Annotated in this window: 22 protein-coding genes; 7 read left to right on the top strand and 15 right to left on the bottom strand. The window is 44.8% G+C overall.

All coding sequences use genetic code 11. The annotated features are described in order from the left end of the window. Positions 1-194 precede the first annotated feature (194 nt). Positions 195-854, top strand: a complete 660-nt coding sequence (locus tag JMA39_RS17375) for a LysE family translocator (RefSeq protein WP_202723147.1) — start codon at positions 195-197, stop codon at positions 852-854. 174 nt (positions 855-1,028) lie between these two features. Here the strand turns inward: JMA39_RS17375 and JMA39_RS17370 are convergent, their stop codons facing one another. Both JMA39_RS17370 and JMA39_RS17365 read right to left on the bottom strand, forming a co-directional pair. Beyond that, positions 1,029-1,259: a hypothetical protein gene (locus JMA39_RS17370; protein ID WP_202723146.1), complete on the bottom strand. Its 231-nt coding sequence runs from the start codon at positions 1,257-1,259 to the stop codon at positions 1,029-1,031. A 158-nt stretch (positions 1,260-1,417) separates the two neighbouring features. Further along, entirely contained in the window at positions 1,418-2,422 is a 1,005-nt protein-coding gene (locus JMA39_RS17365) for a DMT family transporter (protein ID WP_202723145.1), read from the bottom strand. 872 nt (positions 2,423-3,294) lie between these two features. Between JMA39_RS17365 and JMA39_RS17360 the strand changes: the two genes are divergently transcribed. Continuing rightward, complete coding sequence (locus JMA39_RS17360; protein WP_202723144.1) at positions 3,295-4,572, top strand: phosphatase PAP2 family protein; 1,278 nt, start codon at positions 3,295-3,297, stop codon at positions 4,570-4,572. 201 nt (positions 4,573-4,773) lie between these two features. Here the strand turns inward: JMA39_RS17360 and JMA39_RS17355 are convergent, their stop codons facing one another. The 12 genes from JMA39_RS17355 to JMA39_RS17300 form a co-directional block, all read right to left on the bottom strand. After that, the gene (locus tag JMA39_RS17355) at positions 4,774-5,328 is read right to left on the bottom strand and encodes a hypothetical protein (protein WP_202723143.1); all 555 of its coding nucleotides are present in this window, start codon (positions 5,326-5,328) and stop codon (positions 4,774-4,776) included. Between the two features lie 232 nt (positions 5,329-5,560). Next, entirely contained in the window at positions 5,561-6,844 is a 1,284-nt protein-coding gene (locus JMA39_RS17350; protein WP_202723141.1) for a winged helix-turn-helix domain-containing protein, read from the bottom strand. Between the two features lie 208 nt (positions 6,845-7,052). Next, complete coding sequence (locus tag JMA39_RS17345; RefSeq protein WP_202723139.1) at positions 7,053-7,898, bottom strand: ABC transporter permease; 846 nt, start codon at positions 7,896-7,898, stop codon at positions 7,053-7,055. A gap of 1 nt (position 7,899) precedes the next feature. Further along, complete coding sequence (locus tag JMA39_RS17340) at positions 7,900-8,808, bottom strand: ABC transporter ATP-binding protein (RefSeq protein ID WP_202723137.1); 909 nt, start codon at positions 8,806-8,808, stop codon at positions 7,900-7,902. Positions 8,809-8,864: 56 nt separating this feature from the next. Beyond that, positions 8,865-10,232 carry a nitrous oxide reductase family maturation protein NosD gene (nosD, locus tag JMA39_RS17335; protein ID WP_202723136.1) on the bottom strand — a complete coding sequence of 456 codons (1,368 nt, stop codon included), beginning with the start codon at positions 10,230-10,232 and terminating at the stop codon, positions 8,865-8,867. A gap of 41 nt (positions 10,233-10,273) precedes the next feature. Beyond that, entirely contained in the window at positions 10,274-10,762 is a 489-nt protein-coding gene (locus JMA39_RS17330; RefSeq protein ID WP_202723134.1) for a nitrous oxide reductase accessory protein NosL, read from the bottom strand. 348 nt (positions 10,763-11,110) lie between these two features. Beyond that, positions 11,111-12,058, bottom strand: coding sequence for an NrfD/PsrC family molybdoenzyme membrane anchor subunit (gene nrfD / locus JMA39_RS17325; RefSeq protein ID WP_202723133.1), 948 nt, complete (start codon positions 12,056-12,058; stop codon positions 11,111-11,113). Between the two features lie 2 nt (positions 12,059-12,060). Then, positions 12,061-12,768, bottom strand: coding sequence for a 4Fe-4S dicluster domain-containing protein (locus JMA39_RS17320; RefSeq protein WP_202723131.1), 708 nt, complete (start codon positions 12,766-12,768; stop codon positions 12,061-12,063). An 84-nt stretch (positions 12,769-12,852) separates the two neighbouring features. Then, positions 12,853-13,320 (bottom strand): tetratricopeptide repeat protein, encoded by a 468-nt coding sequence (locus JMA39_RS21235; RefSeq protein ID WP_237732888.1) that lies wholly within the window; start codon positions 13,318-13,320, stop codon positions 12,853-12,855. 292 nt (positions 13,321-13,612) lie between these two features. Next, positions 13,613-14,416: an FKBP-type peptidyl-prolyl cis-trans isomerase gene (locus JMA39_RS17310; RefSeq protein WP_202723128.1), complete on the bottom strand. Its 804-nt coding sequence runs from the start codon at positions 14,414-14,416 to the stop codon at positions 13,613-13,615. 38 nt (positions 14,417-14,454) lie between these two features. Next, the gene (locus JMA39_RS17305) at positions 14,455-14,883 is read right to left on the bottom strand and encodes a rhodanese-like domain-containing protein (protein WP_202723126.1); all 429 of its coding nucleotides are present in this window, start codon (positions 14,881-14,883) and stop codon (positions 14,455-14,457) included. Positions 14,884-14,943: 60 nt separating this feature from the next. Then, entirely contained in the window at positions 14,944-16,980 is a 2,037-nt protein-coding gene (locus tag JMA39_RS17300; RefSeq protein WP_202723124.1) for a multiheme c-type cytochrome, read from the bottom strand. 556 nt (positions 16,981-17,536) lie between these two features. Between JMA39_RS17300 and JMA39_RS17295 the strand changes: the two genes are divergently transcribed. The 3 genes from JMA39_RS17295 to JMA39_RS17285 are packed head-to-tail and all read left to right on the top strand — an operon-like array spanning position 17,537 to position 20,542. After that, entirely contained in the window at positions 17,537-19,522 is a 1,986-nt protein-coding gene (locus JMA39_RS17295; protein ID WP_202723122.1) for a heme lyase CcmF/NrfE family subunit, read from the top strand. Beyond that, complete coding sequence (locus tag JMA39_RS17290; RefSeq protein WP_202723121.1) at positions 19,519-19,965, top strand: cytochrome c-type biogenesis protein; 447 nt, start codon at positions 19,519-19,521, stop codon at positions 19,963-19,965. Before JMA39_RS17295 ends, JMA39_RS17290 begins: the two co-directional genes overlap by 4 nt. Then, positions 19,958-20,542, top strand: coding sequence for a TlpA family protein disulfide reductase (locus tag JMA39_RS17285; protein ID WP_202723119.1), 585 nt, complete (start codon positions 19,958-19,960; stop codon positions 20,540-20,542). Before JMA39_RS17290 ends, JMA39_RS17285 begins: the two co-directional genes overlap by 8 nt. A gap of 166 nt (positions 20,543-20,708) precedes the next feature. Here JMA39_RS17285 and nhaC read toward each other — a convergent pair whose 3' ends face one another. Beyond that, positions 20,709-22,226, bottom strand: coding sequence for a Na+/H+ antiporter NhaC (gene nhaC / locus JMA39_RS17280; protein WP_202723118.1), 1,518 nt, complete (start codon positions 22,224-22,226; stop codon positions 20,709-20,711). A gap of 767 nt (positions 22,227-22,993) precedes the next feature. Here nhaC and JMA39_RS17275 point away from each other — a divergent pair. Together JMA39_RS17275 and JMA39_RS17270 are read left to right on the top strand one after the other, a co-directional pair. After that, a complete protein-coding gene (locus JMA39_RS17275) occupies positions 22,994-23,572 on the top strand; it encodes a nucleoside triphosphate pyrophosphohydrolase family protein (protein ID WP_202723116.1) in 579 nt (192 codons plus the stop codon). Positions 23,573-23,769: 197 nt separating this feature from the next. Continuing rightward, positions 23,770-24,693 carry an alpha/beta hydrolase gene (locus tag JMA39_RS17270; RefSeq protein ID WP_237732887.1) on the top strand — a complete coding sequence of 308 codons (924 nt, stop codon included), beginning with the start codon at positions 23,770-23,772 and terminating at the stop codon, positions 24,691-24,693. Positions 24,694-24,697 lie beyond the last annotated feature (4 nt).

Raw genomic sequence — 24,697 nt, 5'->3', positions numbered from 1 at the left:
ATTTTCATAGCCCCCATCCAAAAGGCATTGCTCAAAAACAACCTTAGTGATAACTTACTAATATCATTAAAAATAAATGACTACTCACCCAGGCGAGATACCGCTAATCCCCACAGACTATTATCGAAGTTAGCGCTAATACACTGTAATCTTTATATTGTAATTTTTGTGTTTTTTTTATGGAGTCACTTTAGATGGACATAAGCTTGATAGGGATTTTTGCTACTGTTGCCTTTGCTCATTTTTTAGCATTAATTAGCCCTGGCCCTGATTTTGTTATCCTTGTAAAGAGTGCCGTTAAAAATGAAAGCAAAAAAGCCATAGGAGTCGCGCTGGGCATATCAATTGCTAATGCATTATATATAGCATTGTGCTTAATTGGCGTAGGTTCATTATTAGCAAGTTCTGTATATATTATGATAGGGCTAAAAATTGCAGGAGGATTGTTTTTAATATATTTAGCAATTCAAGCCTTACGTGCAAAAAAAAGCGATTACGCTGGTTTGTCTTCTCAAGTTAATCGTGGCGCTCATAATGAGACCACTTTTTTCAAGGAGTTTATTGTTGGTTTTATGTCTGCAATTTTAAACCCAAAAAACATTCTATTTTATTTAAGCTTATTTACGGTTGTGTTAACTAAAGATGTAAGCCTTACATTTAAAATCATGCTGGGAATTTGGATGGCTTCCATCGTGTTTATATGGGATTCAGCAATTGTGATTTTTTTGTCTGGCGATAAAGTCAGGAGCAAGTTTTCTAAGCTAGCTTATTATATTGATAAAGCAACAGGTGCTATTTTAGGCTTAGTCGGCTTTACAATCGTGAAGGCCGCGTTTACTAAATCAAACGTATAATAAATGCTTAGTAGGAAAATAACCGTTGGCTATCGCTACACCATTTTAGCCAACCAATATTTTCCACTTTGCAAAAGGTTAAGCTCCATCGCAGCCTAGAAATTTAATGGCTAACTAGAATAAATTAAACTGAAAGATAAACCCCTTTTGGTTGATACTGTTTTTCATTGCCACTTAAAGCAACTGCTTGGTGGGCTGCACCTCCTTAAGAGCTGCATTCACTCGTTGCTGTGTGCTGATGCAGTCTGACCTCCCCGGTGTTTTAGCTACCTTCGCGTGAATTGACTCCCTGCCTGGCCAGATATTAGCGATTTCAAGGGCAATAGTAAGTTCCACATGCTGATGTTCACTCGTCACCAAACAGGCTGCGACATCAACCACAAATACCTCTGTTAGATTCTGCAATAACAAAAGCTAGGTAAGAGGCATCAAAACATGCCATTAACGCGGGTGTCTATTGTTCTTGTCTCTTGTCTATTGCGGCTCTATTTTCATGAACACAAAAAAATCCCCCGCGGTGGTTAGCCTGCGGGGGATTAGGGTGATAATAAGGGGAGTTAACGTTAGGCTTTTTGTGTCTTCAACACCTGGGCGTCATTATCTGTTTCGTTGCTAGTATCAGCCTTGTTTTCGGCTTTGGTTTCACACTTAGTGAATACGTACAGAGCTACCACAATCAAGGATACGATAATGGTTTTGCTTAGCTCCATCTGCTCGCCTAATGTTAGTACCGCCACAACATAACCAACAAGTGGCATTAGGTTTAGCGCCATAGTCGCTTTTTCAACACCGATACGCTTGAAAGAGTACAGCTGAATTAAGTAGCTACCACCAGAGATACCTGTACCTAAGAAAATTAGCAGACCAAGTAATAGTGGGCTATCTAGGATGATAAAGATTTGGCTTAAGTCTAGACCCATTGCCATCACCACGAAGAATCCCGTTACCGCAACAGAGATATACTGGTACAACATAGACACGACTGAGCCGTATTTGTCTGCCAAGCTAGCACGTAGGTGGGCAGTCCATGCAAGTGACAACATAGAGCAAGTTACAAACACATAGCCTAGTAGCGGCGTGCCACCTTCAATGCTGTTAGTTGGGCCGACACTCATGGCGTAGATACATAGAGCCGAAGCAATAAAGGCACCCCACTGGATTTTGTTCATGCGGAAGTTCATAAACAGCATACCAAAGAATACGGTAGCGAACGGCTGCATGCCTTGAATTACGCCGTTTTCGGTTGCACCAATATGTGACAATGACAAGAAGTTAAACAGTGAGAAGGCACCTTGACCAATGATGCCGCAAAGGGCGATTTTAACGATATCTTTTTTGTCGATGCTCAGTGAACCACCAAGGTCTTTACTTAGGGTTTTACTGCGAGAGGTAAAGAAGAAAATAATCGATAGGCCGATCACAGCGGTAACATAGCGGAAAAATACTAATGTCATAGGATCGACCGCCATAGATAGTGGCTTAGAGACGACCCCTGTTACGCCCCAGATCACGGCAACTGCAATAGCAGCAGTCCATCCTAAAACAACGTCTTTGTTGGTGATATTCATTTTATTTTTCCTTTAGTGTCCTTGCCTAAGTCGATTGCTATCACTCTGGGCGCTCAGGAACGTTGAATCCGTTACCCACCATCCAAACCTAGTTCACTTAAGTTATTTTTCTATTGGTGAACGGATGGAAGTACGGATTTCAGTTAAGTTTTGTTTACTTCACTGTGCATTTTACCTTTTACTAAGTTAAAAAATGTGACCCAGACCATGAGGTCGAGTTTATTGACCTAAACTCGAAAAGATTAAGCCGGATATGCTACAAACATCTATAAACCAGCAACTTATATGATAAGCATCACCTTTAACATCAATTTAGCGAGCTATTTAATACTTAAAAAGTGACTATTGGAAAGGCTTAGGGTTACTGAATTAATAAAAAACAGCTCACCCCAGTTAACTAAAGTTGACCACAGACATGATTACGTGATGTATGTCACACCATTATTTATCAACAAAATGGAACGCAAATTGGGAGGGCTAATTTAGGGAAATGAGGTTATTCGCTTACATTTTATACAGCAAACTTACAATTAAGCGACGCCTATTGCTAATGCATCCAGCAGCGCCCGAGCAAAGTCTTGAAGTTAGACTGCGGCTAAGAATTAATGCCGATGGAGAACTTGATGTATTCAGTAATCTTTACGGGGTGCTCTAGCTCTGTCTATATCAATCTAAAAGCGTTGCATTCAACCACCTTACTTTGCCCCCCAGTTTTCTAATGGACTGTAATGATTACCTATCTCATAACAAATGAAGCAACATCCGTTACCGTCAGCACACTTTTGTTGCGCAAACATATACCCAAATAGTGGTATATGTAACAATGCGTAACAGTACCCGAACTAAGTGCAAGGCGATTAAAAGGATGAATTATGAATAAGAATAAAATAATAGCCGCAATAATGATGGCCATGACCACGCCAGCATGGGCGAGTAATAATATTAACGAGTCTGTTAATGATTCAGTTGTTGAAGCCGGCGACATGTTGCAAATTCTCATCCCTGCCACGGGGTTCTTTGCCGCTTGGATGCATGATGACCTCGAAGGCGCTAAACAGTTAACTTACTCAACATTAAGTACTCAAGTTATTGTACACGGCGTAAAGCAAGTAGTTGGACGCAGCCGCCCTAATGAAAGTAGCTGGAACTCATTTCCCTCAGGCCACACTGCTGCGGCTTTTTCTGGCGCCGCATTTTTACAAACTCGCTATGGCGCCAAGTGGGGCGTCCCCGCTTACGCTGCAGCAACCTTTGTTGGCGCGAGTCGTATTCATGGTAATCGCCATTACGCGGGCGATGTGGTTGCTGGCGCATCGACAGCTTTTTTGATGAACCAGATGTTTGTATCACCGTATCGGGTAGACGGGGTTTATTTTAGTGCCCAGCCAACCGCAGACGGTTTTGCGGTTGGCGTAACGGTAACTGATGAAGTGCTCAAAACTCAGCAAAAGTCTAAAGCAAAAAAAATAGTCGATCTTAAGCATAAGTTGGAACTTGGTATTGGAACCAACATTGCTGACAGTTCTGCTCAAGCAGGTGCGACAGAGTACCTAACCCGAGACGAACTTATCGATGAATATCAACCTTTCTCTTATGTTAACTATCAATACCAACTCAGTGGCGGCAACCTTATGGAGCTAGAGTTTTTGCCGTCAGAAACACGTCGTCGCGGCACAGTTGCCCAGGACTTTACGCTCGATGATCAGACCTTTCGAGCAGGCAGTGAGGTGCTAACTGCATTTAGACATTGGATGTTAGGCGGTAATATCTACAAAGGCTTGCAGATGAGTGATGCGGTTAAGCTAGATGTGGGCCTAGGTTTATATTTACACATGGTTGAACTGGATGTTGATCTGGATGAAAACGGTGGTCAATATGCTAGCGAAGATCATTGGCGCGCGATGCCAGCAGCTACTGCAAAATTGTCATGGCGACTCACTGACGGGTTCTCGGCAATTACCAATGTGCAGTATCAAGGCTGGGAGGGTGATACCTACCTATTAGCTGAGGCTGGCGTTAAGTATGACTTCAATGAAGCTTGGGAAATGGGCTTTAAATATAGCTACTCAGAGACAGAGCTTGATAATACTGAGTTTCTTGCCAGCTACGATAGCCAAAATTTAGTCCTGACATTTACCAATAGATTCTAGTTATCTTGCACTTTAATCGCTGATCTTGGCAAGGAGGACCGCTAGACCTCATCCTCCTTGTTTCTCTCTGCCCAAGACAAAGTGGACATGTTTTGGTACTTGCCTCAGCCATTTATAAAACATTCATCAGCTAATATTCGCCATCTGATAAGCAGGAACCCTGAATGCTTGAAATGCACGAGAAAGACTAGGATTTTGCGTTTATCTGGTGCCCGACCAAGTGCTCCAAGCAGTCACAGGAACAAAATGCACCCCCTGTATATTCTGTGTCGCTAGGGTATCTACAATTGATTTGTGTACCACAGTTACAGGGCTGTGACCGACTTTAAATATCAACCTTTGGCTTAGCTCGATATTGGCCAGCTCGCTTGATAATAAAAACCTATCAACGTTTTTTATGCTGCCTCTTCTAATAGTCACTTTTGACTTTTCATCGATCAAGGAAACAAAGTTGATGACTTTTAACAGGTAAAATTTTTCAGGTATGTTTTCAATATTGGCAGCAATAAATTGCACATACTGTAAATCAAACGAACGCAGTAAAGCGCACAGTTTTTCACTCAGCAAATACTTAGGCGAGTAGTAAACATCAGGTACGAGTTCACTGTCACCTTTAGTTGTCAGCTTGTACGCTAAAGTCTCATCTACTGACACTAGCTCTCTTTTATTTCCAACCGTTTCAGTAAATTCATTGGCTGCATCGAGTAAGCCAAACTGACAGTCTTCAGTCCAAACGTAATACTCTTCGTTAATCATTAATTGTTTCTTCCTATTAGACTTTGTCTAACAACTTGTATTTAAGCAATCAAACTCAGTTTGATTGCCTTTCGCTGTAAAGCACAAGTCAGGCACAGCCTTAATAACTCAAACCACAAAGCAACGTGCCCACGTTACGGGCACAAAAAAGCCCACATAACCGTGGGCTTTAAAAGTGATACTCAGAACTAAATCGACAAGCCAAACCCAATAAGCTCAGCTCGATATGAGCCTAGATATCGAATCTCTCATAATGGTACCAAGCCGTCACTTGGCCAAACAGCGGAATGATCCAAACCGCCGTTTTGTGATCCTGATGAATTCGGATGTAATACACCTCTTCATCCTTAATATCGCGCTTTCTCAAATCGCGATAAAAACGAACCGCCGAGTCATTGAGCTTATCAGGCTTAATCAAATCCTTCTGCTCAACTTTCACCTGGAAAATATCCGCCTTGAGACCATCGATCATGCCAGAATATTGCTTAAACTTACCGCGGATCTTGTACTTAATCGGCGTAGTTAAGCAGTCTTGGTCGGTGATACAGCTCGATGAGTGAAACTCGCCGGTATCTGACGAGTCATAAATCAACGACATATTAATATCGGCGCGGATCAGCAGCTCATCTTTCACCGGGAAATAAACATCGGCTTGGTAGTTATGCTCAAGCAGTGCACCACTGGTGTCGGTGCTTTCGGGCAACATCACTCGGTTGTAGCGAATGCGTTGCTCCATGGCACTAGAGAGGTCGACAAACTCTTGTAGATTAAGCTCTGCGGGCTCTGAATCTACCGAGGTTAGGTTAATTAACCCCTTACCCGCACACTGTTCTTTATCATTACCCGGGCAGATTGCCATCGAATAATTTTCGCCATCTGTCGCGACAAAGGCATTGAAATCTTCATGACAACTCAAGAAACTGGTATCAGGAAGCAGGTGTTTCTCCCACATAAAGGGGTGTAGATGCTGTGCATCGTCCTTAAAAAGCAGCTGCGCGCTGCCCTTTAGACCACCGACCTGCAACTCAAATTGCTCATCGCTACTCCAACGCGCTAGATTCTGTGTTGCTTTATGGTAATCACTGAAATACCAAGCAAGTACTAACAACATTAAGGCGATAACGATACCGGAAATTTTAACTAACAGTGAAACATCGAAAATAGCGGCGCGCATCGATTCAGCATCGTTGACCGCTAACATTTTCACATGAGATTGAGTCGAGATGTGTAACTGATAGCCACGGCGGGCGATGGTTTTAAGCTGTACCTCACGGTAAGGATCCAGCTTCTTACGCAAGGTGCTAATGCATTGAGTTAGTGAAGTCACAGCAACGACGCGATCGGGCCACCCAGCACTAAGCAGCTCCTCTTTGGAGCAAACAGGCTTAGAAGAAAGCAGAAGGCGATGCAGCACGGCTGACTCGGAGAAGGTTAAAATAACCTTCTTGCCACTCACATGATCAACTAACTGGTGAGCTTCAGTATCTAACTCCAAATAAGGAGTGATTTTTAACACAACTAACCTCGACTACTTATTATGCGCAACTGGTTTCTGAATCCGTGAATTCTACAACTAAGTGCTTAAGTAGAATGTGATTATTGACTCAAAACAGTCGCCACTGTGCGGCCAATCACCGCCAGTGTTCACAGATTTAGAATTTAGTGATATTACTCATTTAGTTGTAGATAATTTTTGGTCTTTTAACGAGTTCATCTCGTTTAAATTAAAGGGGTTTACGCTTAAAAATTCGATGTGAGATAAGCGTCAAAGAGACGATCCACAACAAAAACAAGCCATACATGGCCGGTAAGCCCCAATCTGTCGTCGCTATCATCGCTAAGCTGCCTGTCGCGCCCTCACCCTCTATCGCCACTAAGTTTATCGCACGATAGAGATCCGTTGGACTCATGGCGATCAGAACATTAATCAGGAATTGGTTGGCGAAAGAGAAATCTGAGACCAATAGGGTCAACAGTAGCAGATCATAGATCAGCACAAACAGAAACCACAGCAGCAATAAACAACCGATCGCCTTGGCTTTCTCGGTGCATTTTAAGCTGACGATGTAGCTCAACAAAATAAAGGTCAGTGCTAGCAAATTACTGCTAAGCAGGAACTGCGCAAACGCCGCCACTAATTCGGCGCCATTGTACTGCTCTCCCACGAGTAACAGCAGCGCTGCTGTCAGTCCAAAGGCTAAGCCTGTCGCAGTCAACATCACAGTGATGTGGCCAAGTAGCTTACCAAAGATAATCTGTGATCGCGTCAGCGGATATGAGAGCAGTAACAATAGGGTTCCCGCTTCCTCCTCGCCGACAAAACTGTCGTAGCACAGCAAAATCGCCGCCAACGGAATAATAAAGACCGAGATGGTGGAGAGGCTGCTCATTAGACTATCAAGCTCTGGAAGATACAGGCTACCTGTCACTGCACTACCAGCGAAGCTAACGCTCAAAGAGAGCAGTAAAAATATACTCCCCATAAAGCTAAGCCAGCGATTACGAGAGCTATCGCAGATCTCTTTATGGGCGATAATCAAAATCGGGGATTTAAGTCTATTCATCTGCATTCTATAACTGCTCAACCGAGGAGCATAACGCCTGCCCCATTAAATCGTGGTAAATATCTTCGAGCCTTGGTTCCTTAATATCAAAATCAAATATTTGGCATTGAGAAACGAGATGCTGAACTATTTCGCTCTTTTGCGAGGCTGCGATCTGCAACAAGCCATCTTGGTAGAACTGTTGCAGATAGGCATTGGTCTTCACTCGCTCGCTAAGTTCACTGAAATCGATGCAGGTCTTTAGCGTGCTGGCACTTCTTAGCTCGGCGCAGGAGCCTAAGGCCACGCGCTTGCCTTTAGCCATGATCAAGGCTCTGTCTAGATGTGACTCAACCAGAGATAGCTCATGGGTTGAGATCACCACGGCGCAGCCCGCCAGCTTAAGCTGATTGATCTTGCCGTAGAGGAACTGTGATGCCTGAGGATCGAGTCCCACGGTAGGTTCATCGAGCAGCAGCACCTTAGGTTCAGACAAAATAGCCTGCGCCACCCCTAGTCGCTGTTTCATCCCTTTAGAATAAGTTTTTAGCTGTCGATGCTGGGCATATTCGAGGCCAAACTCTTCGATAAGTGACTCAACACGGCGCTGGGTTACCCCTTTTAGCGCCGCAAAATAGCGTAAGACTTCATATCCCGTCAGCTTGTCATAGAAGCTGGCATCTTCAGGCAGATAACCTAGACACACGCTATTGCGGGCTTGGCTTAACTGGGCATTTTGCCCCAATATTTGTACCGAGCCGGATGTTGGCGGGATCAAACCTAAGATGATTTTAATCAGGCTAGACTTACCGGCACCATTGTGACCCAGCAGAGCCATAGTTTGACCTGCCGCGACATCGAAACTGACACAGTCGAGCGCGGTAAAGCCTTGATAGCTAAGGCTAACATCGGTTAGCTGAATTGCGAGTTCTGACATAGTGTTCTCAGTCCTGCTGTTATGATTAACCCCGAATTGTGGAATGGCTACACTCATCAGAACGGCCCCCTATCGGTGCTAGCTATACTGCTTGTACTACTTTTACTGTCTATACTGAGCAGAGGGAAACTATCGACAATCCCAGTAGCGGGGCCGAATTCAAACTGGCCTTGCACCCAACGCAGCAGCGCAACAACCGGGCTGTTCATCAAGAAGCGCGCCTCAGGATAGAGCCAAAAAAGTTTATCGAGGTTATCGTTAGGTCGATAAGGTTTATCGGCGATGCCATCATGGTTTGCATCCCACCCCATATGGCCGCTCCAGTAGTTGCCACGACCTTGATGGCTCCACTCTAAGAGTGAGTCGCCCACGTATTTGACCTGGGTCTTGTTATTAATAAACTGATTGCCGTATACCTTATTCTTCTCTCCGCCCATCGCCATGTAGATACCGATATCACTGGTTGAGAACAGGTTATGACTCACTTCGTTATCACGAGCGCCGTAGATAAAAATCCCTTTGCCCTCGTTACCTAGCTCTGCGGTGCCTTCGGGATTATGGCCCAGCGACAGACGGTTGTTGCTTACGATGCAGTGGTTACTGATATTAAGCAGGACGCCAAAATCTAAGGTATTGGAGGCTTGATTTTGATACAGATTGACAAACTCTGAGCTCATGATGGCATAGCCACCATCGACGTTATCCACTTGGTTGCCATAGCCTTCATCGTGCTTGGTGTACATGTAGTGAATTCCATACTGTGCAGAGTGGAAGCGGTTGTCGAACACTAGACTGTTGGTGCTAGTTTCCAGATAGACGCCATCCCTAACATGGGAAATTTTGTTGTCGTGCACCACAGGGGCGTCGACCCCTTTGAGATATACGCCATCGCCCCTGTCTAGCTTATACAATGCTGGGTTGCCGGTGATGACATTATTCGCCACGGTAATATGCTTGCTGTTTTCCGAATAGATCCCAAAGCCATCACCACTAAGGCGGCTCGACTCGATACGTACCCGGTCAGCGTTCTCTTGTACCCAGATACCAGAGTCGAGTTCATAGAGATCGCCGCCCCAGTTTTGAACTTGTAAGTTGGAGAGGGTGACATCGGAAGCAAACACACTAATGGCACTCCCTTTACCGCCAGCATCGATAATCGCGCCTACGTCACCCGTTAAGGTGATGGCCTGATGGATCGCAAAATGGCCTGAATATTCACCGGTCTTTAAAATAACGGTGTCGCCTGCTTTAACGTTTTTAAGTTGCAGCTTAAGGTCTTCGGCGTTCGACACCGAGTAGGTCGCCGCGATAGCAAGCGGGCTAACAAACAGGCATAGACAAGTGCTAAGGCAGACCTGCTTCGCTGCCTTACTCAAACTGTTACGCACTCGCTCTGAGCCAAGATTAATCATGAGTTTCTTCATACTTTAGTAACTAACCATGGCAAGTAACCATTCACTTACTGCTATTCGCCGGCTAACAGGGCAATATCAATCTTTTCATAAGGTAGAACGGCGCCGCCAAACTCCTCGGCAAACTTAACCGCATCATCTTGACTCTTAAAGCTTGCTACAGCGGGTCCCATCACGGCTTTTTTAATGGTGCCGTAGACATACCAAGCTTGGGTTGCCTCGGTGAAGGCCTCGTCTTTAGGATGTTCCCAATCAGTCGCACCGACGTCATGGACAAATAGCGCTTCAATTTGACGTTTATTTTCAGGCTGCAGTGCGAAGTTAAACATGTCGCGAGTAGAGCAGAACTTAGGTACGACAGTCTGCCCTTTAAGGTGAACTTGTCCCTTAGGCCCTGGATACTTGGTGATCATCATGCCGCACAGGTGGCAACGGTCATGCTCGTGAATGGCCTCGGCCGTGTATTGCTTTGCATCGGCATTGCTGTCGCTACATGCACTAAATAAGGGTAAAAGGAATAACAAACAGATTAGCTTTTTCATTTTCTCTCCAAGGACCACTGTGCTTTCAGGCTAGCCCTTCAATAGCCTTGCAGGGGCGACATTGAAGGGCCAGCTTACTCACAGCTAGCGAAATTCAGCAGGGTGGTGCTAAAGCCAATTGTTCACTAAGCGCCCATAGGGAAAAGCCCTTAAAGACCGCATGCTTCAACACCACCACAATTTAAACTTACTAGCATTAATCAGTATTGAGTCTTTGATCACTCCATCGTTAAGGCGATACCTAAACGACTTGGGGAGGAGTCAGCCCAGACTCACTACTTTTTACATATCAGATTAACCGACAACGGCGTTAACCTAGGGGCGTTAACGCGTTATCGATAACTCCGACTAGATGGCATTTAACTGACCCGCGTAAATGATGAATAAACGCAGACACATCATGCCGACTACCGCACACATACCAGACATGAAAAATGCTTTAGCCGAGTGGCTAAACGCTTTACCTGTGGCGAAGTTAAGCAGTAGTGGACCAACAAAACCGATACCCACAACACCAACCCAGAACACATTAGCCCATACGCCGCTATGGAAGGCAGCGAACGCACTCTGTGCACCAGCATTACCCGTTGCTAAAGACATGACGATCATGAATAGGAACAGGGCTTCGGCTGCCATTACTGGCCACTCAATGGCATGTAATGTGTGCATGTCTTGGCCGTGTAGATCTTCTTTAAATACTGATACTGCAACCATTTTTGCAGCAGCGGCACCAGCAGAAAGACCTGACGCAACAAATAACGCAGGCAATACCGAGGTATTGATAATTGGGAAGCGGATCAAGGCTGAGATCAAGAAGCCAGTATAGGCACACACTGACATAGCAAGTACTAGTACTAGCTTTTCAGATGGCGCACGAATACCGCGTAACTTGTCGATAATTGGCAACAAGAAATGCAGTGGCTTACATGCTTTAATCTCTTCCTCAAACGCGAACAGTGTCACCAACGCTACCAAAGGAATGTATGCATTTAGGACAAGAACACCCACAGACATTACAGAGTTTAGGTTGTAGAACACCAAGATTCGCCAGAAGAACAGCGGGTTAGTCAAGTCTATAACCAGACACAACATACCTAGCGAAATCGTCACTAATGAAACTAAAGACGCCGCCTTTAGGAAAGGCGTGTTTTCAGTTTGATTTTTATAGAAACGAATAAACAGCGCAACCGCTAATGCACCACCAGAGATACCAGCAAAGAACAGGTAAACCGCAATCGGCCAAGGCCATGCGATGCCTTGTGAAAGGCCCATTGTAAATTCAATATTACCGTCCATGACTATACTCCTAGCTTCACAATAGGGATGTAACGCAGGCTAGGCTCAGTACCGAAGCCCGGCTTAATACGTACCGAGTCCTTAACTGCTAATAGCTTACTCACATATGAAGTTGGATCGTTTGCATCACCAAAGATCAGCGCATCGTAACGGCACTGCTGCACACAAGCTGGCAACTCACCAATGACAAGCTTGCTGTTTAGGCAGAAGTCGCAGTTATCAGCTACGTCAGTTTCTTTGTTGATGAAACGTGCATCGTAAGGGCAAGCACCGATACAGTACTTACAACCCGCACATTTCGCCGCATCCATGGTCACAATGCCCGTCTTCTCATCGCGATGTGCAGCGCCGGTTGGGCAAACTGTTACGCAAGGAGCATTCTTACATTGCTGACATGAAACACGCACAAACTTACGCTGACAACCACAGTCAGTTGTTTTACCGCAGTGTGGACAAGGTTGACCTTCAACGGCGCTTGATTGCTCTTCCATTAACAGACGAGATTTACCTTCTGGTAAGTGGTTAGCCTTATTACAGGCTTCCTTACACTCACCACAGCCAACACATTTGTTTTGGTCGAAAACCATTACATAGTGCGGCTTGTTGGTATCTTCCTTGTCTTTGACCGAGCTACACCCTAGCGGTGCCAATATCAAAGAGCTGGCTCCTAGACCTTTAAGGAACCTCCGTCTCTCTAGATTTTCACTCACAGCATCCTCCGAATATCGGTATTAAACCGACACGTTATTTTTTTAATTTAATATTTTGCTAGCGTTTGTTTAGGCATTAATGAGCTAGTCGAAATCAACTTGTGCTAATTTTTGCTTAGACTTTTCAATTGCAAAGTTAATCGCATCGGGATTAAACACTTGAACCTTATTGGTTAAGACAATATTCCAGTTATCTATCGCCTTCTGATAGTTACCATTGAGATAAGCATCATTGGCAATGAGTAAGCGGGTATTGAGCTCTTCGTGATGCAGAGTTAGCGCCCTCGCTATCACTAAAGAAGTGTCCATGCTGATTACCCGACCATCTCGGTAGTACATGGATGATGCTTTTAACCCTAAGGCTTCAGTGTTCTCGCTGTTAATCACCAACAATTGATCTAAGGTTTCGATCGCATCTTTATATAAGCCACCGTCTATATACGACTGGGCTAAACCTAATAACACTAGTGGATCATCAGGATTCTTTTCGGCAAGTTTCTGTCCCTTATTGATATCGGCAACCAGCAGATAATCGACATTGTAGTCAGCCATGGCTGAGTCCAAATCTTGATATCGACCAAGTGTCAAATAAAGGAGAACAGAAATACTAATTAGAAATAAATTAATGAATCCAAAAGGGTAATTATTGTTTGTATTCACATCGTATGGCGCGATGCAATTATTAGAGCCAAAACAGTCTCCAACCTCATTCTGTAAGTCTTGGATCTTGGTGCCATATTTAAAATGATGGCAAAAAAGAAACACTGACGAACATAACAAAACAACAGAGATACTTATAAGCAAGGTATTCATTTTGACTCTATATCAATAATTAATATCAAATTTATTTGTGTGGATTGGCGCCCATCATGCCGCCCATCATACCGCCCATACCCATGCCACTTAGGCCCATGCCGTGAGAGTTCTCACCAGGCTCTTCAACCTTGACCAATTCCACTTCGAATACCAAAGTCGAATGCGGTTGAATCATGCCAACAACACGGTCACCGTAGGCAAGTGCAGACGGAATAGTTAACTTAAACTTTGACCCTTCAGGCATTAAAGCAAGACCTTCTTGCCAGCCTTCAATAACGGTAACTAATGAGAAACGGTTAGGTTCGTTACGCTCATAAGTGCTGTCAAACTCAGTGCCATCAATCAAGCTGCCTTTGTAGTGCACGGTGACAACATCATTGCCTTGTGGCATTTTGCCTTCACCCATAGTTAACACTTCATATTGCAGACCCGATTCGGTTTGCTTAACATCACTGTTTTTGCGGTTTTCAGCCATGAAAGCTTCACCTGCAGCTAAGTTTTTAGCTGTCAGTGCATCTAACTTGACTTGCTTAGCCGCATTAAGCGTTTCAGCACGTTGGTTTAGGTAAGTGACGATATCTTCTTTAGACATTTTAGTTTCGTCCTTTAAAGCATCGAGTAAACCACCAACCAGCACATCCATATTCACTTCAGCGCCTAGCTGAGTTTGGCCATAAATCTGACTAGAAATATGATGACCAAATGAAGCACCAATACTGTACGACTCCTTTTCAACGTCAGTTGTCAGGTCACTATTAGCAAAACACGACACCGATACTGACATGGTTAGACAAGACACAACGGCCAATACACTCTTTTTAAGCTTTTTCATACAATCAATCTCACTAAAAAATAAATTTACATAATCCGTTATGGCTTTTCTGTTACTCGATTAGCTAAACGCCATCCATAGATCCCATCAGGCATCTGACGAACTTGGGTATACCCTAGCTTCATCACGTGTCGAGCAGCAATTTCACTGGCATTACAAAGACGGTTTGCACAGTAGAAAACCATGAGTGCATCTTTGTTTTTAGGCAGCAAGTCTTTCCAATTTTTTACGTTGAAATAAACAGCGCCTGGAATGAATCCTTCTGCCCATAATTCCAATGTGTTGACATCGAAGAAGTAGACTCCCTCTTTGCCCACTAAGGTTTCTGCTTCCATCATGGTGATCGTATTTAGCGGCTCATCATAATATTTAGCAGGGCCCATCTCTTGGCCACCGCCGGCATAACTGCTGGTTGATAGCATTGATAAAAAGACGGTGAAAATGACACTTCCCAGTACTCTATTCATAGTTTCTCTCTTAGTTACCTCAACCTAAGCGTGCCTAGGTTGAGGCAGGTATTAACTCAATTACATCTTTTTAGCGCTGTAACCAACACCATCTAGAATGTTCTGAGCTTGGGTAACATAAGTTAGGGCTGCGTCTAGACGCTTCTGGCTGTAACGGAAGCCATGAACACCCCATGAACCATCTTTCTTGATTAGGTCGATAGTTTCTTGCGCTTTCTCAGCTAGCATTAGGACTTCAGTCTTGTCTGCAGTAGACAGCTTAGTCACTTCTAGTAGCGTATCGATGCGCTCAAGAGCTTGTTCAACTTTTGCGTAAACATCCTTAACAGGAGTTTGCATCTTCATCACTTCGCCGTAGATCTCTAGCTGGTCGTCGTAATGTAGGCCAGTTTCTAGCTCAGACTGGAATGGGCTGTGACAACCCTTGTTATCCACTACGTCTTTGTCAGAAATTGCTGTACGAGCACATGACCACATTAAGTCTAAGTAGTTGTGACCTTCTTCGTTCTTAGCAACAGTCCAGCCTTTAACGCCTGAATCACGTGGCTGACCTGCAGGTGGGTTCAGAGTCTTACGCTCTGGGTCGATATCGATCTTCCACATGTGTGAACGACGTACGGCATCGAAACCAGCGCTGTCTGGGAACTGAATCGCAGCGAAGTTTTCACAGCTACCCATGTTAGGCATGTGACAGCTTTGACATGTTTGGTTGCTATGTGTGTCTGTGTTTTCAGCGATCATTGCTTGCGCTTCGTGACAGTCAACACAGTCTTTCTTCAGCATTGGCTTTGAGAAACCAGATAGGAAGTCGCCATCAGTCACTTCGTGTGGATCGTGACAAGTCGTACAACGCATACCTTTCTCGTAATGAGAAGAAGCAAACATTTGCGAACCTTCAGTACCACAAGATGGACAAGCAGACTTCATGTATACGCCGAACGCGTATTCCATCTTCTCTTGTGCCTGTTCTGTGTCAGCTAGCTCATCAACGAAGAAGAAGCGCTGGTGACAACGTTCACAGTTAGACTGCATGCCGCCAGTACCGCCATCTAAGTGACCGCCCGCGCCATGACACTCTTCACAAGAGATACCCTTAGAGATAGTGTGCTCTTGAAGCTTCTTAGCATCGCCAAGCGCATCGAAGAACTCTTGCTTGTTTTGGAAGTCAAACTTGTAGGTATGACACATTTCACAGTAAGAGCTACCAGGTTGGAATAGCATCTCTTTCTCGTACTTAGCACCGTATGAAGTCATACCCCACTGGTGAGAACCTGTACCGCCAAACTCTTCTAGCGTCACTGGGAACTCAGGGATTGCCTTGTTAATCTTCTTCGCCATCTCTGGAGTTAGCCATTCAGCCCAACCACGAGAGAACTGGTTAGCACCGGCAACCATCTTACCAGTACCTTCAGATAACAAACCGTCACGCACGTGGTAAGTACCACGAACTAGCCATGAGTCTAGGAAACCATACTTAGTACGTGGAGTACCGATGATTGCGTATACGTCGTTAGCGCGAATACCATCTGGTAGCATTGATGCGTCACTACCGTATAGCTTGGCGTTTAGGTCACCGTTTGGTACTTCTTTATCGGTAATTTCGCTTGGGAAACGAACTACGTTTGCGTGACGCGAACGTTGCCATTTCTCGAACTGAGTTGCGTGACACTCACCACACTTCTCTGGACCTACGAAGTTGTTTGGAAAGTCTAGCGTTGATTTAGCACCTAGACGGTACTGAACCGCGCTTGGGCGACCCACACGCTTGCTGTATGCCTGGCTTCCGCCAGTATCTAAATATTCCTCACCACGGTCACTAATATGGTAATCACCAATTAAGTTGCCTTCTTCTTGATACTTGAACATTGGATGGTTTTGAAATAAGAAATCAAATAACTCATCTTCTTGAACAATATAATCGTGCAGTGATTTAACACCTGTTCTTTCTTCTGTACCAGCATAGTTTGCGATTGCATTCTTAGCAGACTCACCCATTTCAGGAACGCTATTGTACTTGCCACCAGCGGCATTTACAGCACCAACAGCGCCGAAACAAAACAGCACACTTGCGACTGCTTTAAGTTTCCAACTTTTCATCATCACTCCTAGTTATAACCTAGTTATAGTATTTTCATCATCATTCAACTAAGGCACTCTCTTGTTTAGCTGAATCACTGAACAATTGAGTTGACGCTATTTTCCACATCTTTTTCACGAAAAATATGAGTCACTGCAAAAAATGAGATCTAGGAAAATACAGATAGTAAAAAATCAGTGAAAACAGAATCAATACAACAAGTTACAGGGCAATGCGGCATGGGTTTTTCACTTGTAATATGTTTTTTTGATATCTAAAAGCATCTAAAAAAAGGCCATTTACATATGAAAAAATATCAGATGACTGATTGGGTTCGATAAAGGCTAGAGAGGTCACAAAACACTTCACTAATATAACCTACCCTAAGCCAGAACGAGTGGAATGCAGTTTAGCCAGGATAGCTAGAAATAAAGATAATTTAAAAATCTGTTAATTGACAGCAACTTTAAACAGATCATTTAACCAGCAACTATTTATACAGTTAAATAATTGCCATCGATTAAAGTCGAATAAGATTTATATCACACTTTTTTAAAACATAGAGAATTTAATAAGATGATTCCAGAACTCGGACTTATTTTCCTAATAATTAGTACGGTGTCAGCATTAATACTGTCATTTATTCCGCTCTATGCTTCTTATTCTAAAAATAGTTATCTGTTTAGCTATGTAAAACCGCTCACCGCATTAATGACCGTCTCCATTAGCACTTCTATTTTATGTCTATTGATATCATTTCTGGTCGATGACTTCTCGGTGGCATATGTTGCCAACCACTCTAATACTCAGTTAGCCACTTTATATAAGGTGGCAGCAGTCTGGGGCAGCCATGAAGGCTCGATGCTATTTTGGGTGGTGTCCATCGCGATTTGGGGCTGCTTAATTGTGTTCTCATCACGCTACCAAGATCCGTTATTTGTTGGGCGCATGATTGCCATCTTGGCATTTGTGATTGCCGGCTTTAACCTGTTTATGTTGTTCACCTCTAACCCGTTTGCCCGCTTGCTACCCAATTTCCCGATAGAGGGGCGCGACCTCAACCCCATTTTGCAGGACATAGGTTTAATCTTTCACCCACCTATGTTGTTCTTAGGCTATGTGGGGCTCACCATCACCTTTGCAGCCGCTATTGCTGCGCTGCTCGGTGGTAAATTTACCCAACAACATGCCAGCTACCTGCGACCATGGGTGCTTATGGCATGGGTATTTCTAACTGGTGGTAATGCTTTCGGTTCATGGTGGGCCTATAACGAGCTAGGTTGGGGCGGATGGTGGTTCTGGGATCCGGTTGAAAACGCGTCATTCATCCCATGGTTGGTTGCCACTGCACTGCTGCACAGCGTGGTATTGAGTCAGCATCGTAGTAGTTTTAAGGTCACCACATTATTACTCTGTCTGCTCGCTTTCTCCTTAAGCTTGTTGGGTACCTTCTTAGTACGCTCCGGCATAGTGCAGTCGGTACATGCTTTTGCATCAGACCCTACTCGTGGTATGTCAATTCTGTCGCTACTCGGCGTGTTTGTTTGTGGTGCTCTGACCCTGTTTGCCTTAAAGGGGAACTTAATCAAATCAAAGTCCGACTTTAGCCTCATTTCACGCGATAGCTTCATTTTGCTGGGTAATATCGTGTTAGTGGTCGCCGCGATTTCTGTGCTACTGGGCACCTTCTACCCCTTGTTATTTGAGCTATTAAACCTTGGGACGCTTTCCGTTGGTGCACCTTACTTTAATAGTATGTTCGTGCCGCTCACCTTTGTCGCCGTACTATTAATGGGCGCAGCTCCTTTGATTAAGTGGCAGAAACAATCACTTAAGCCGCTAAAGCCCTTACTGTATCTACTTGCCACTGCTGTCGCTATCGGCATTATCGTTGCTTTGCAAACCCGCGATGGCTTTAATCCTTGGGTGTTTATTGGCGCTACGGCCGCAGCCTGGGTGATACTGACCCTTGGCTACTTAGTGTTTAGCCTACGCCAGCAAGGCACTGCAATTATTGCTAAAAAAGTAGCGATGATGATTGCTCACTTAGGTGTCGCGGTAACCATTATCGGTGCGACAGCCGTGTCTAACTTCGAGTCTCAAGAACTGCTAAGAATGGGACCGGGTCAAGGTAAGGAGGTTGCCGGATACACCTTCGTCTATGAAGATACCGTCGATGTTGAGACGAACAGCTACACAGCGATTCAAGCCAATATTCGTGTTATGGATAGCGATGAAAATGACATTGGCTATATCACACCGCAGCGCCAAACCTTTAAGACTAACGCCATGGAGACGACTCAAGCGGGCATTATGCGTAACTTAGTGCGCGACCTGTATGTATCGAGCGGTCAACAGTTGAGTGAGACTGAATACTTGGTACGTATTAGCCACAAACCTTTAGCCTGCTGGATCTGGATTGGTGGTTTAATGATGATGTTTGGTGGCAGTATCGCTGCTTTCTCAGGCCTTTATAGCCTACGCCGCACACAAGCGGCCTCACAAACAGTGCAACACAGGGTTAATACAGATAAAGCACTCCAAGCTAAGGAGCTAGCATGAGCAAAACATACACTTCTACGCTAGTGCGCTTACTGGCAGGCTTGGCCATTTTGCTTTGTATCAGTATGTCAGCTCAAGCGGCTTCAGATAAAATCCATTACACCCCAGATCAAATTCGTGATTTAGGTTTTGAGATTGCCCATGAGCTACGCTGCCCGATGTCGGTCAATCAGAACCTATTCGACTCTGGTGCGCCTATCGCCAGTGAGCTCAAGGGGCAGATCTTTTTAATGCTAGAGCAAGGCGAATCTAAGGCTGAGATCATCGACTTTCTTGTGCAGCGCTATGGCGAAAAAATCCGATATCAACCTAGCTTCTCAGCTGCAACCGCCCTGCTTTGGTTTGGGCCTATTCTTCTGCTTCTCGGTATAGTTGGCGTAGCTGCCGCCTTGATCCGTGAACAACGTAAACATCAAGACACAAATGGTAATACCTATGAATAAAACACATTTACTCAGCTGCTTACTGGTTTTCTCATCTTTACTTATGCCAGCGCACGCCCAAGTGGTCACGAAGAAGGTCTATGACACCGGCAAAGCGATTGAAAAGCCACTGATCATGTCACGCTTTATTGAGATGCAATCGGCTCGCGCCGTTCCCGATGTGACCTTTACCGACACTCAGGGCGGAGAGATAAACCTCAAGCAGTTTAAGGGAAAACTGGTCTTGGTGAACCTGTGGGCGACTTGGTGTGCACCTTGTATTAAAGAGATCCCACAGATGGAGAATATTCGCCAAGTAAATAAAAACAACGACTTGGTTGTAGTGCCGATTTCGATTGATGAAGAGAGTGACAAGGTACAGGCCTTCTTAGATCGCCACGAGCTTGGTCACTACCAAACTTGGTTAGATCCAAAGAAAACCATCGACCAAGTGATGCCTGCCGATGTGGTGCCTGCAACTTATGTATTTGACGGCTCAGGCAATCTTGTTGGCTTCCTGCGTGGTTATCTAGATTGGGGTGATAAAGAGGTTCAGCCTTACCTAGAGAAGCTAACCGCGAAATATGCGCATCGCTAAATCTAGGTCCTAAAGTGATTTGAACATTGTTTTCCTCGCTAAACGCCCATCTCGATGGGTTACTTTCACCTCTCCATGGTGAATTTAGGTTCTGTCAATCACAGTGCCAACGCCTTGTCGTCTCCCACACGACAAGGCGATTTTTCTTTTGCCCGATAGCAAATATTTAAGCCAGAGCTTGCTCTGCCTCTGGGGCCAATCGTTCTATCTTAAAGTCGTAATGGGCGTAAGCCGCACTAATCAACGGACACACTAAATTAAAGAAGGCGTAAGGCAGGTAGGCGACCGTAGCCACGCCTAAGGTGCTGGCCATATACGCACCACAGGTATTCCAAGGGATTAACGGGCTGGTGATCGTAGCGGAATCCTCTAGGGTACGGCTTAAGTTAACTGGAGCCAGCCCACGCTTAGCGTACTCCACCTTGAGCATACGACCTGGCAACACAATTGCGATAAACTGATCGGCGGTGATCAGGTTAGCGCCAATACAGCTGGCTATCGTGGTGATCATCAGACTACCGCTTGACTTCACTAATCCAAGAACACTCTGCAAAATACGCTTTAATAATCCAGTAACCTCCATGATGCCACCAAATGTCATAGCACAAAGGATCAGCCAAACTGTGTTGATCATACTGCTCATGCCGCCACGACTCAGCAGGCTGTCTAACACCTCATCACCCGTTTCAGCACTATAACCATTAAACATCGCCACCCAGATCCCTTTGACCAATGCAACAACTGGCGTCAAGGTTTCATCACTGGCGAACTTAACCACATTGTCGAACTGAAATAGCGCCGCACAGATCGCCCCCGCAATCGTACCGATAATCACAGTAGGAAAAGCGGGGACCTTCTTCCAAGCTAAGATAAATACCACCAGCAGCGGCAATAACAGATGTATGCCGGGGTTAAATTGAGTCTGGAGCAACGACAGTGTTGTCTCGAAATCATTACTCTCTATGCCTGCCTGAGCATTAAAACCTAACAGCAAGAAACAGATCATCGCGATGATAATACTTGGCGTCGTTGTCCACACCATGTGGCGTATGTGACTGAAGATATCGGTTCCAGCAACGGCAGGCGCTAAGTTCGTGGTATCTGACATGGGTGACATCTTGTCACCGAAATAGGCACCACTAATAATCGCGCCAGCAGTGATCTCGACATTGAGCCCCATCGCCGATGCCACACCGACTAAGGCGATACCTAAGGTGCCAGCTACAGTCCAGGAACTACCGATACTGATGGCTACCACGGCGCATAAGAGACAACACGCTGCGTAAAAGTACTCGGGGTTTAACACTAACATACCGTAATAGATCATGGTGGGCACCGTACCGGCAAGGATCCAAGTGCCAATGAGCGAGCCAACAGTAAATAGAATGAGTAGCGCCCCAGTGGCGACACCAATACTGCGCACTATGCCCTGCTCCATCTCCGCCCAGCTATAACCATTTTTCCAACCGATTAATAGCCCTATACAGCCAGCCATAATCAAGGCTATCTGATTTGCCCCATAAGAGCTGTCAGAAGAGAACAGATAAACCGCGGCAGTTAACATTATCACCAAGGCGATAATAGGTAAGAGTGCATCGAGTAATGTCGGAACGGAATGTTTGCTATCTTGCAGAGGATCCATTGTCACGGATTCTGACTGTTGCAGATCATTATTTGGGCTCATAAAACATCCTTTTTCTTATTCTTATGACCTAAGCACTCTTACTAAAATGAAGTCTCTAAACTAAGTCGTTTTTATCACTAAAAAATAAACTAAAGTGCATAGGCTGGAACCACATCCTTACATAAAATTAACAACAACGTCTAGCACGCAGCCTAGAACTCATTATCCACAGGAAATGGATACGTGCCAAAAAAGCTTAGCCATTCAACATAAGCACCACATACTGATTAAGCATGCATGCAAATGGCATTTTTAAGGCCAGCAGTAAGGACTGATAAAAATTCATTGCAAAATAGCTGACAAGTTAAAAAAGCAACAATTTTGCAAAAACAATTAAAAATAGATAGGAAGAGTTTCAATTTGAGAAACAATCGAACGGCAAGCCTTTATGACAAGACTTAACATCAGTCGGTTAAACACCCACCTTGGTATAATTAAGCTCGAAGGCGAGATCCACCAAGGGCAAACTATCACTGTGAACCTATTATCTATAAATGGGAATCTATCATGGGTACTGATGGCTGGATTGAGCTAGATATCACCCATCAAAACACACAAATGCTGCTTCAACAGCTCCAAACTGAGATTAGTAGGCACCTAGACAGCACCACAGAAGCGAGCATAAGATAAATCGAAAACTTGTAACCTAGCTCGATTTCCCTCGCAGCAGCCACCTTGTAATTGGCTCCCAGTGCTCTTTCATTTAAGCAATCACTTCTTTAAAATGTCGCCTGATTACTCACATTTGCAGCAAAGGCACATTAACGATGAAACTATCCGCTCTGGATCAGCCACTATACGATCACCTATATCGCGATATACGAGAGTTCCGCATGACTTTCGATCTACCGATTGAGGATAGCAGCACGCTAGATGATAAAGCCGATACGCTGCATACATCGCTGGCGATTGAAGAACTCACCGAGCTGGCCGAAGCCGACAGCCGTGTAGAGCAAGCCGATGCTATCGTCGACTCTGTCTATGTATTGATGGGACGTCTGGTGCATCTGGGCGCAACCCAAGTCAACGATAGACTCGAGATCAGCTATGTTATCGATCTACTGCTGCATGTTGCCAAGAACCGTGAAATCGACTTTGTCACCTGTTGGGATGAAGTGCACTCAAGCAATATGAGTAAAGTGTGCCGCAACGAGCAAGAGCTTGAAGAGACTATCGCTTTTTATGCTCAACAAGGAGTGGAAATTGTCGGAAGCACCAAGGGCGACTTTATCATAGCTAAGTGCGCGAAAGACGTTGAGATGGCTGGTAAAGTGGTTCGCCAAGGCAAGGTACTCAAGTCGGTTTACTACCGCCCTGCGGATCTAGAGAAGCTGGTTAAAGCGTAATCTTAAACTCAGCCTTTAAGCAGTTTAAACCCGAGTAAGTAGAGACAATATGCTCTACTTACTCTTCGCTATGGTATTTAAGCTGTTACATATATAGATAAAAAATCGATATAAACACTATCGATTTCAGCTGATTTTGTACAAATAAAAAGCTAAGCTGGGACGGTACCTAGATTTAGCAGACAAAGAGGCAAACCTTGCGAATTAAAATCATCCTTCTTAGCTTATTGCTATTGGGTTTGCCATTATTCAGCATGCTCTCTCCCTCCGCGTTCGCGAATAACCGCAGCATTGAAGCCACGGCTCACATAACCACCCCCTTTAGCATTCCCCGCAGCCATACGGTGCAAATTAATGATAAAGAGCGCAGCTATAAACTCTATATCAAGCTACCTAAAGGCTATAAATCCTCAGCAAATAGAGACAGGCTGTATCCGGTCATCTATCTCACTGATGCCATGTATACCTTTCAGATCATGTCGGGCGTCACTCGTTTCCCGATGAACTCAAAGCAGATGCAGCCGGCGATCATCGTCGGGATCTCTTGGGAGCTTGGTCTTAGAAGTGATCACAGCCGCGTTCGCGACTACACCCCTAGCGTCGATAGCAGCTGGAAAAAAGTCACTGGCGGTGCCGAGCGACACATGCGCTTCTTACGAGATGGAATCATCCCCTATATGGAGCAAAACTTCCGTGTGGATCCTCGTCAACGCACCTACGTCGGTAATTCTTTAGGTGGACTGTTTGGCGCTTATGTTCTGCTAAAGCAACCAGATCTGTTTAGTAACTATCTATTGGGTAGTCCCTCTCTTTGGTGGCAAGAACGACACTTCCTGACTCAATTTGCGAAGAATATCGCTTCACTCAAAGAGATAGAGGCCAATGTCTTTATTGGAGTCGGTGCACTAGAACATAACGGTGAAGGCGGAGACTCTGAACACAATATGGTAGCCGATGCTCAGCACTTTAAGGCATTACTGAACAATCTTGAAGTGAACAACCCGGATTTAAACAGCAAGCTATTGATTATCGATGAAGCCCACCATGCTACCGCCTTCGCAACTTCGGCAATTCATGGCATGGACTGGTTTTTTAATCACGAGGAGGGAGTGAGCCAGTAGGCCA

Source organism: Shewanella schlegeliana, from assembly GCF_016765635.1.
Classification (GTDB): domain Bacteria; phylum Pseudomonadota; class Gammaproteobacteria; order Enterobacterales; family Shewanellaceae; genus Shewanella; species Shewanella schlegeliana.
Note: the sequence above shows the minus strand (reverse complement) of the source record. Positions and strands in the feature narration are given on the sequence as shown.

What these genes read in the sequence shown, in the direction of transcription:
- JMA39_RS17365 (WP_202723145.1), bottom strand. Translation starts at nt 2,422, where the DNA reads ATGAATATCACCAACAAAGACGTTGTTTTAGGATGGACTGCTGCTATT.
- JMA39_RS17360 (WP_202723144.1), top strand. Translation starts at nt 3,295, where the DNA reads ATGAATAAGAATAAAATAATAGCCGCAATAATGATGGCCATGACCACG.
- JMA39_RS17305 (WP_202723126.1), bottom strand. Translation starts at nt 14,883, where the DNA reads ATGAATAGAGTACTGGGAAGTGTCATTTTCACCGTCTTTTTATCAATG.
- JMA39_RS17275 (WP_202723116.1), top strand. Translation starts at nt 22,994, where the DNA reads ATGAAACTATCCGCTCTGGATCAGCCACTATACGATCACCTATATCGC.
- JMA39_RS17300 (WP_202723124.1), bottom strand. Translation starts at nt 16,980, where the DNA reads ATGAAAAGTTGGAAACTTAAAGCAGTCGCAAGTGTGCTGTTTTGTTTC.
- nhaC (WP_202723118.1), bottom strand. Translation starts at nt 22,226, where the DNA reads ATGAGCCCAAATAATGATCTGCAACAGTCAGAATCCGTGACAATGGAT.
- JMA39_RS17345 (WP_202723139.1), bottom strand. Translation starts at nt 7,898, where the DNA reads ATGCAGATGAATAGACTTAAATCCCCGATTTTGATTATCGCCCATAAA.
- JMA39_RS17330 (WP_202723134.1), bottom strand. Translation starts at nt 10,762, where the DNA reads ATGAAAAAGCTAATCTGTTTGTTATTCCTTTTACCCTTATTTAGTGCA.
- nosD (WP_202723136.1), bottom strand. Translation starts at nt 10,232, where the DNA reads ATGAAGAAACTCATGATTAATCTTGGCTCAGAGCGAGTGCGTAACAGT.
- JMA39_RS17295 (WP_202723122.1), top strand. Translation starts at nt 17,537, where the DNA reads ATGATTCCAGAACTCGGACTTATTTTCCTAATAATTAGTACGGTGTCA.
- JMA39_RS17355 (WP_202723143.1), bottom strand. Translation starts at nt 5,328, where the DNA reads ATGATTAACGAAGAGTATTACGTTTGGACTGAAGACTGTCAGTTTGGC.
- JMA39_RS17375 (WP_202723147.1), top strand. Translation starts at nt 195, where the DNA reads ATGGACATAAGCTTGATAGGGATTTTTGCTACTGTTGCCTTTGCTCAT.
- nrfD (WP_202723133.1), bottom strand. Translation starts at nt 12,058, where the DNA reads ATGGACGGTAATATTGAATTTACAATGGGCCTTTCACAAGGCATCGCA.
- JMA39_RS17285 (WP_202723119.1), top strand. Translation starts at nt 19,958, where the DNA reads ATGAATAAAACACATTTACTCAGCTGCTTACTGGTTTTCTCATCTTTA.
- JMA39_RS17340 (WP_202723137.1), bottom strand. Translation starts at nt 8,808, where the DNA reads ATGTCAGAACTCGCAATTCAGCTAACCGATGTTAGCCTTAGCTATCAA.
- JMA39_RS21235 (WP_237732888.1), bottom strand. Translation starts at nt 13,320, where the DNA reads ATGGCTGACTACAATGTCGATTATCTGCTGGTTGCCGATATCAATAAG.
- JMA39_RS17290 (WP_202723121.1), top strand. Translation starts at nt 19,519, where the DNA reads ATGAGCAAAACATACACTTCTACGCTAGTGCGCTTACTGGCAGGCTTG.
- JMA39_RS17310 (WP_202723128.1), bottom strand. Translation starts at nt 14,416, where the DNA reads ATGAAAAAGCTTAAAAAGAGTGTATTGGCCGTTGTGTCTTGTCTAACC.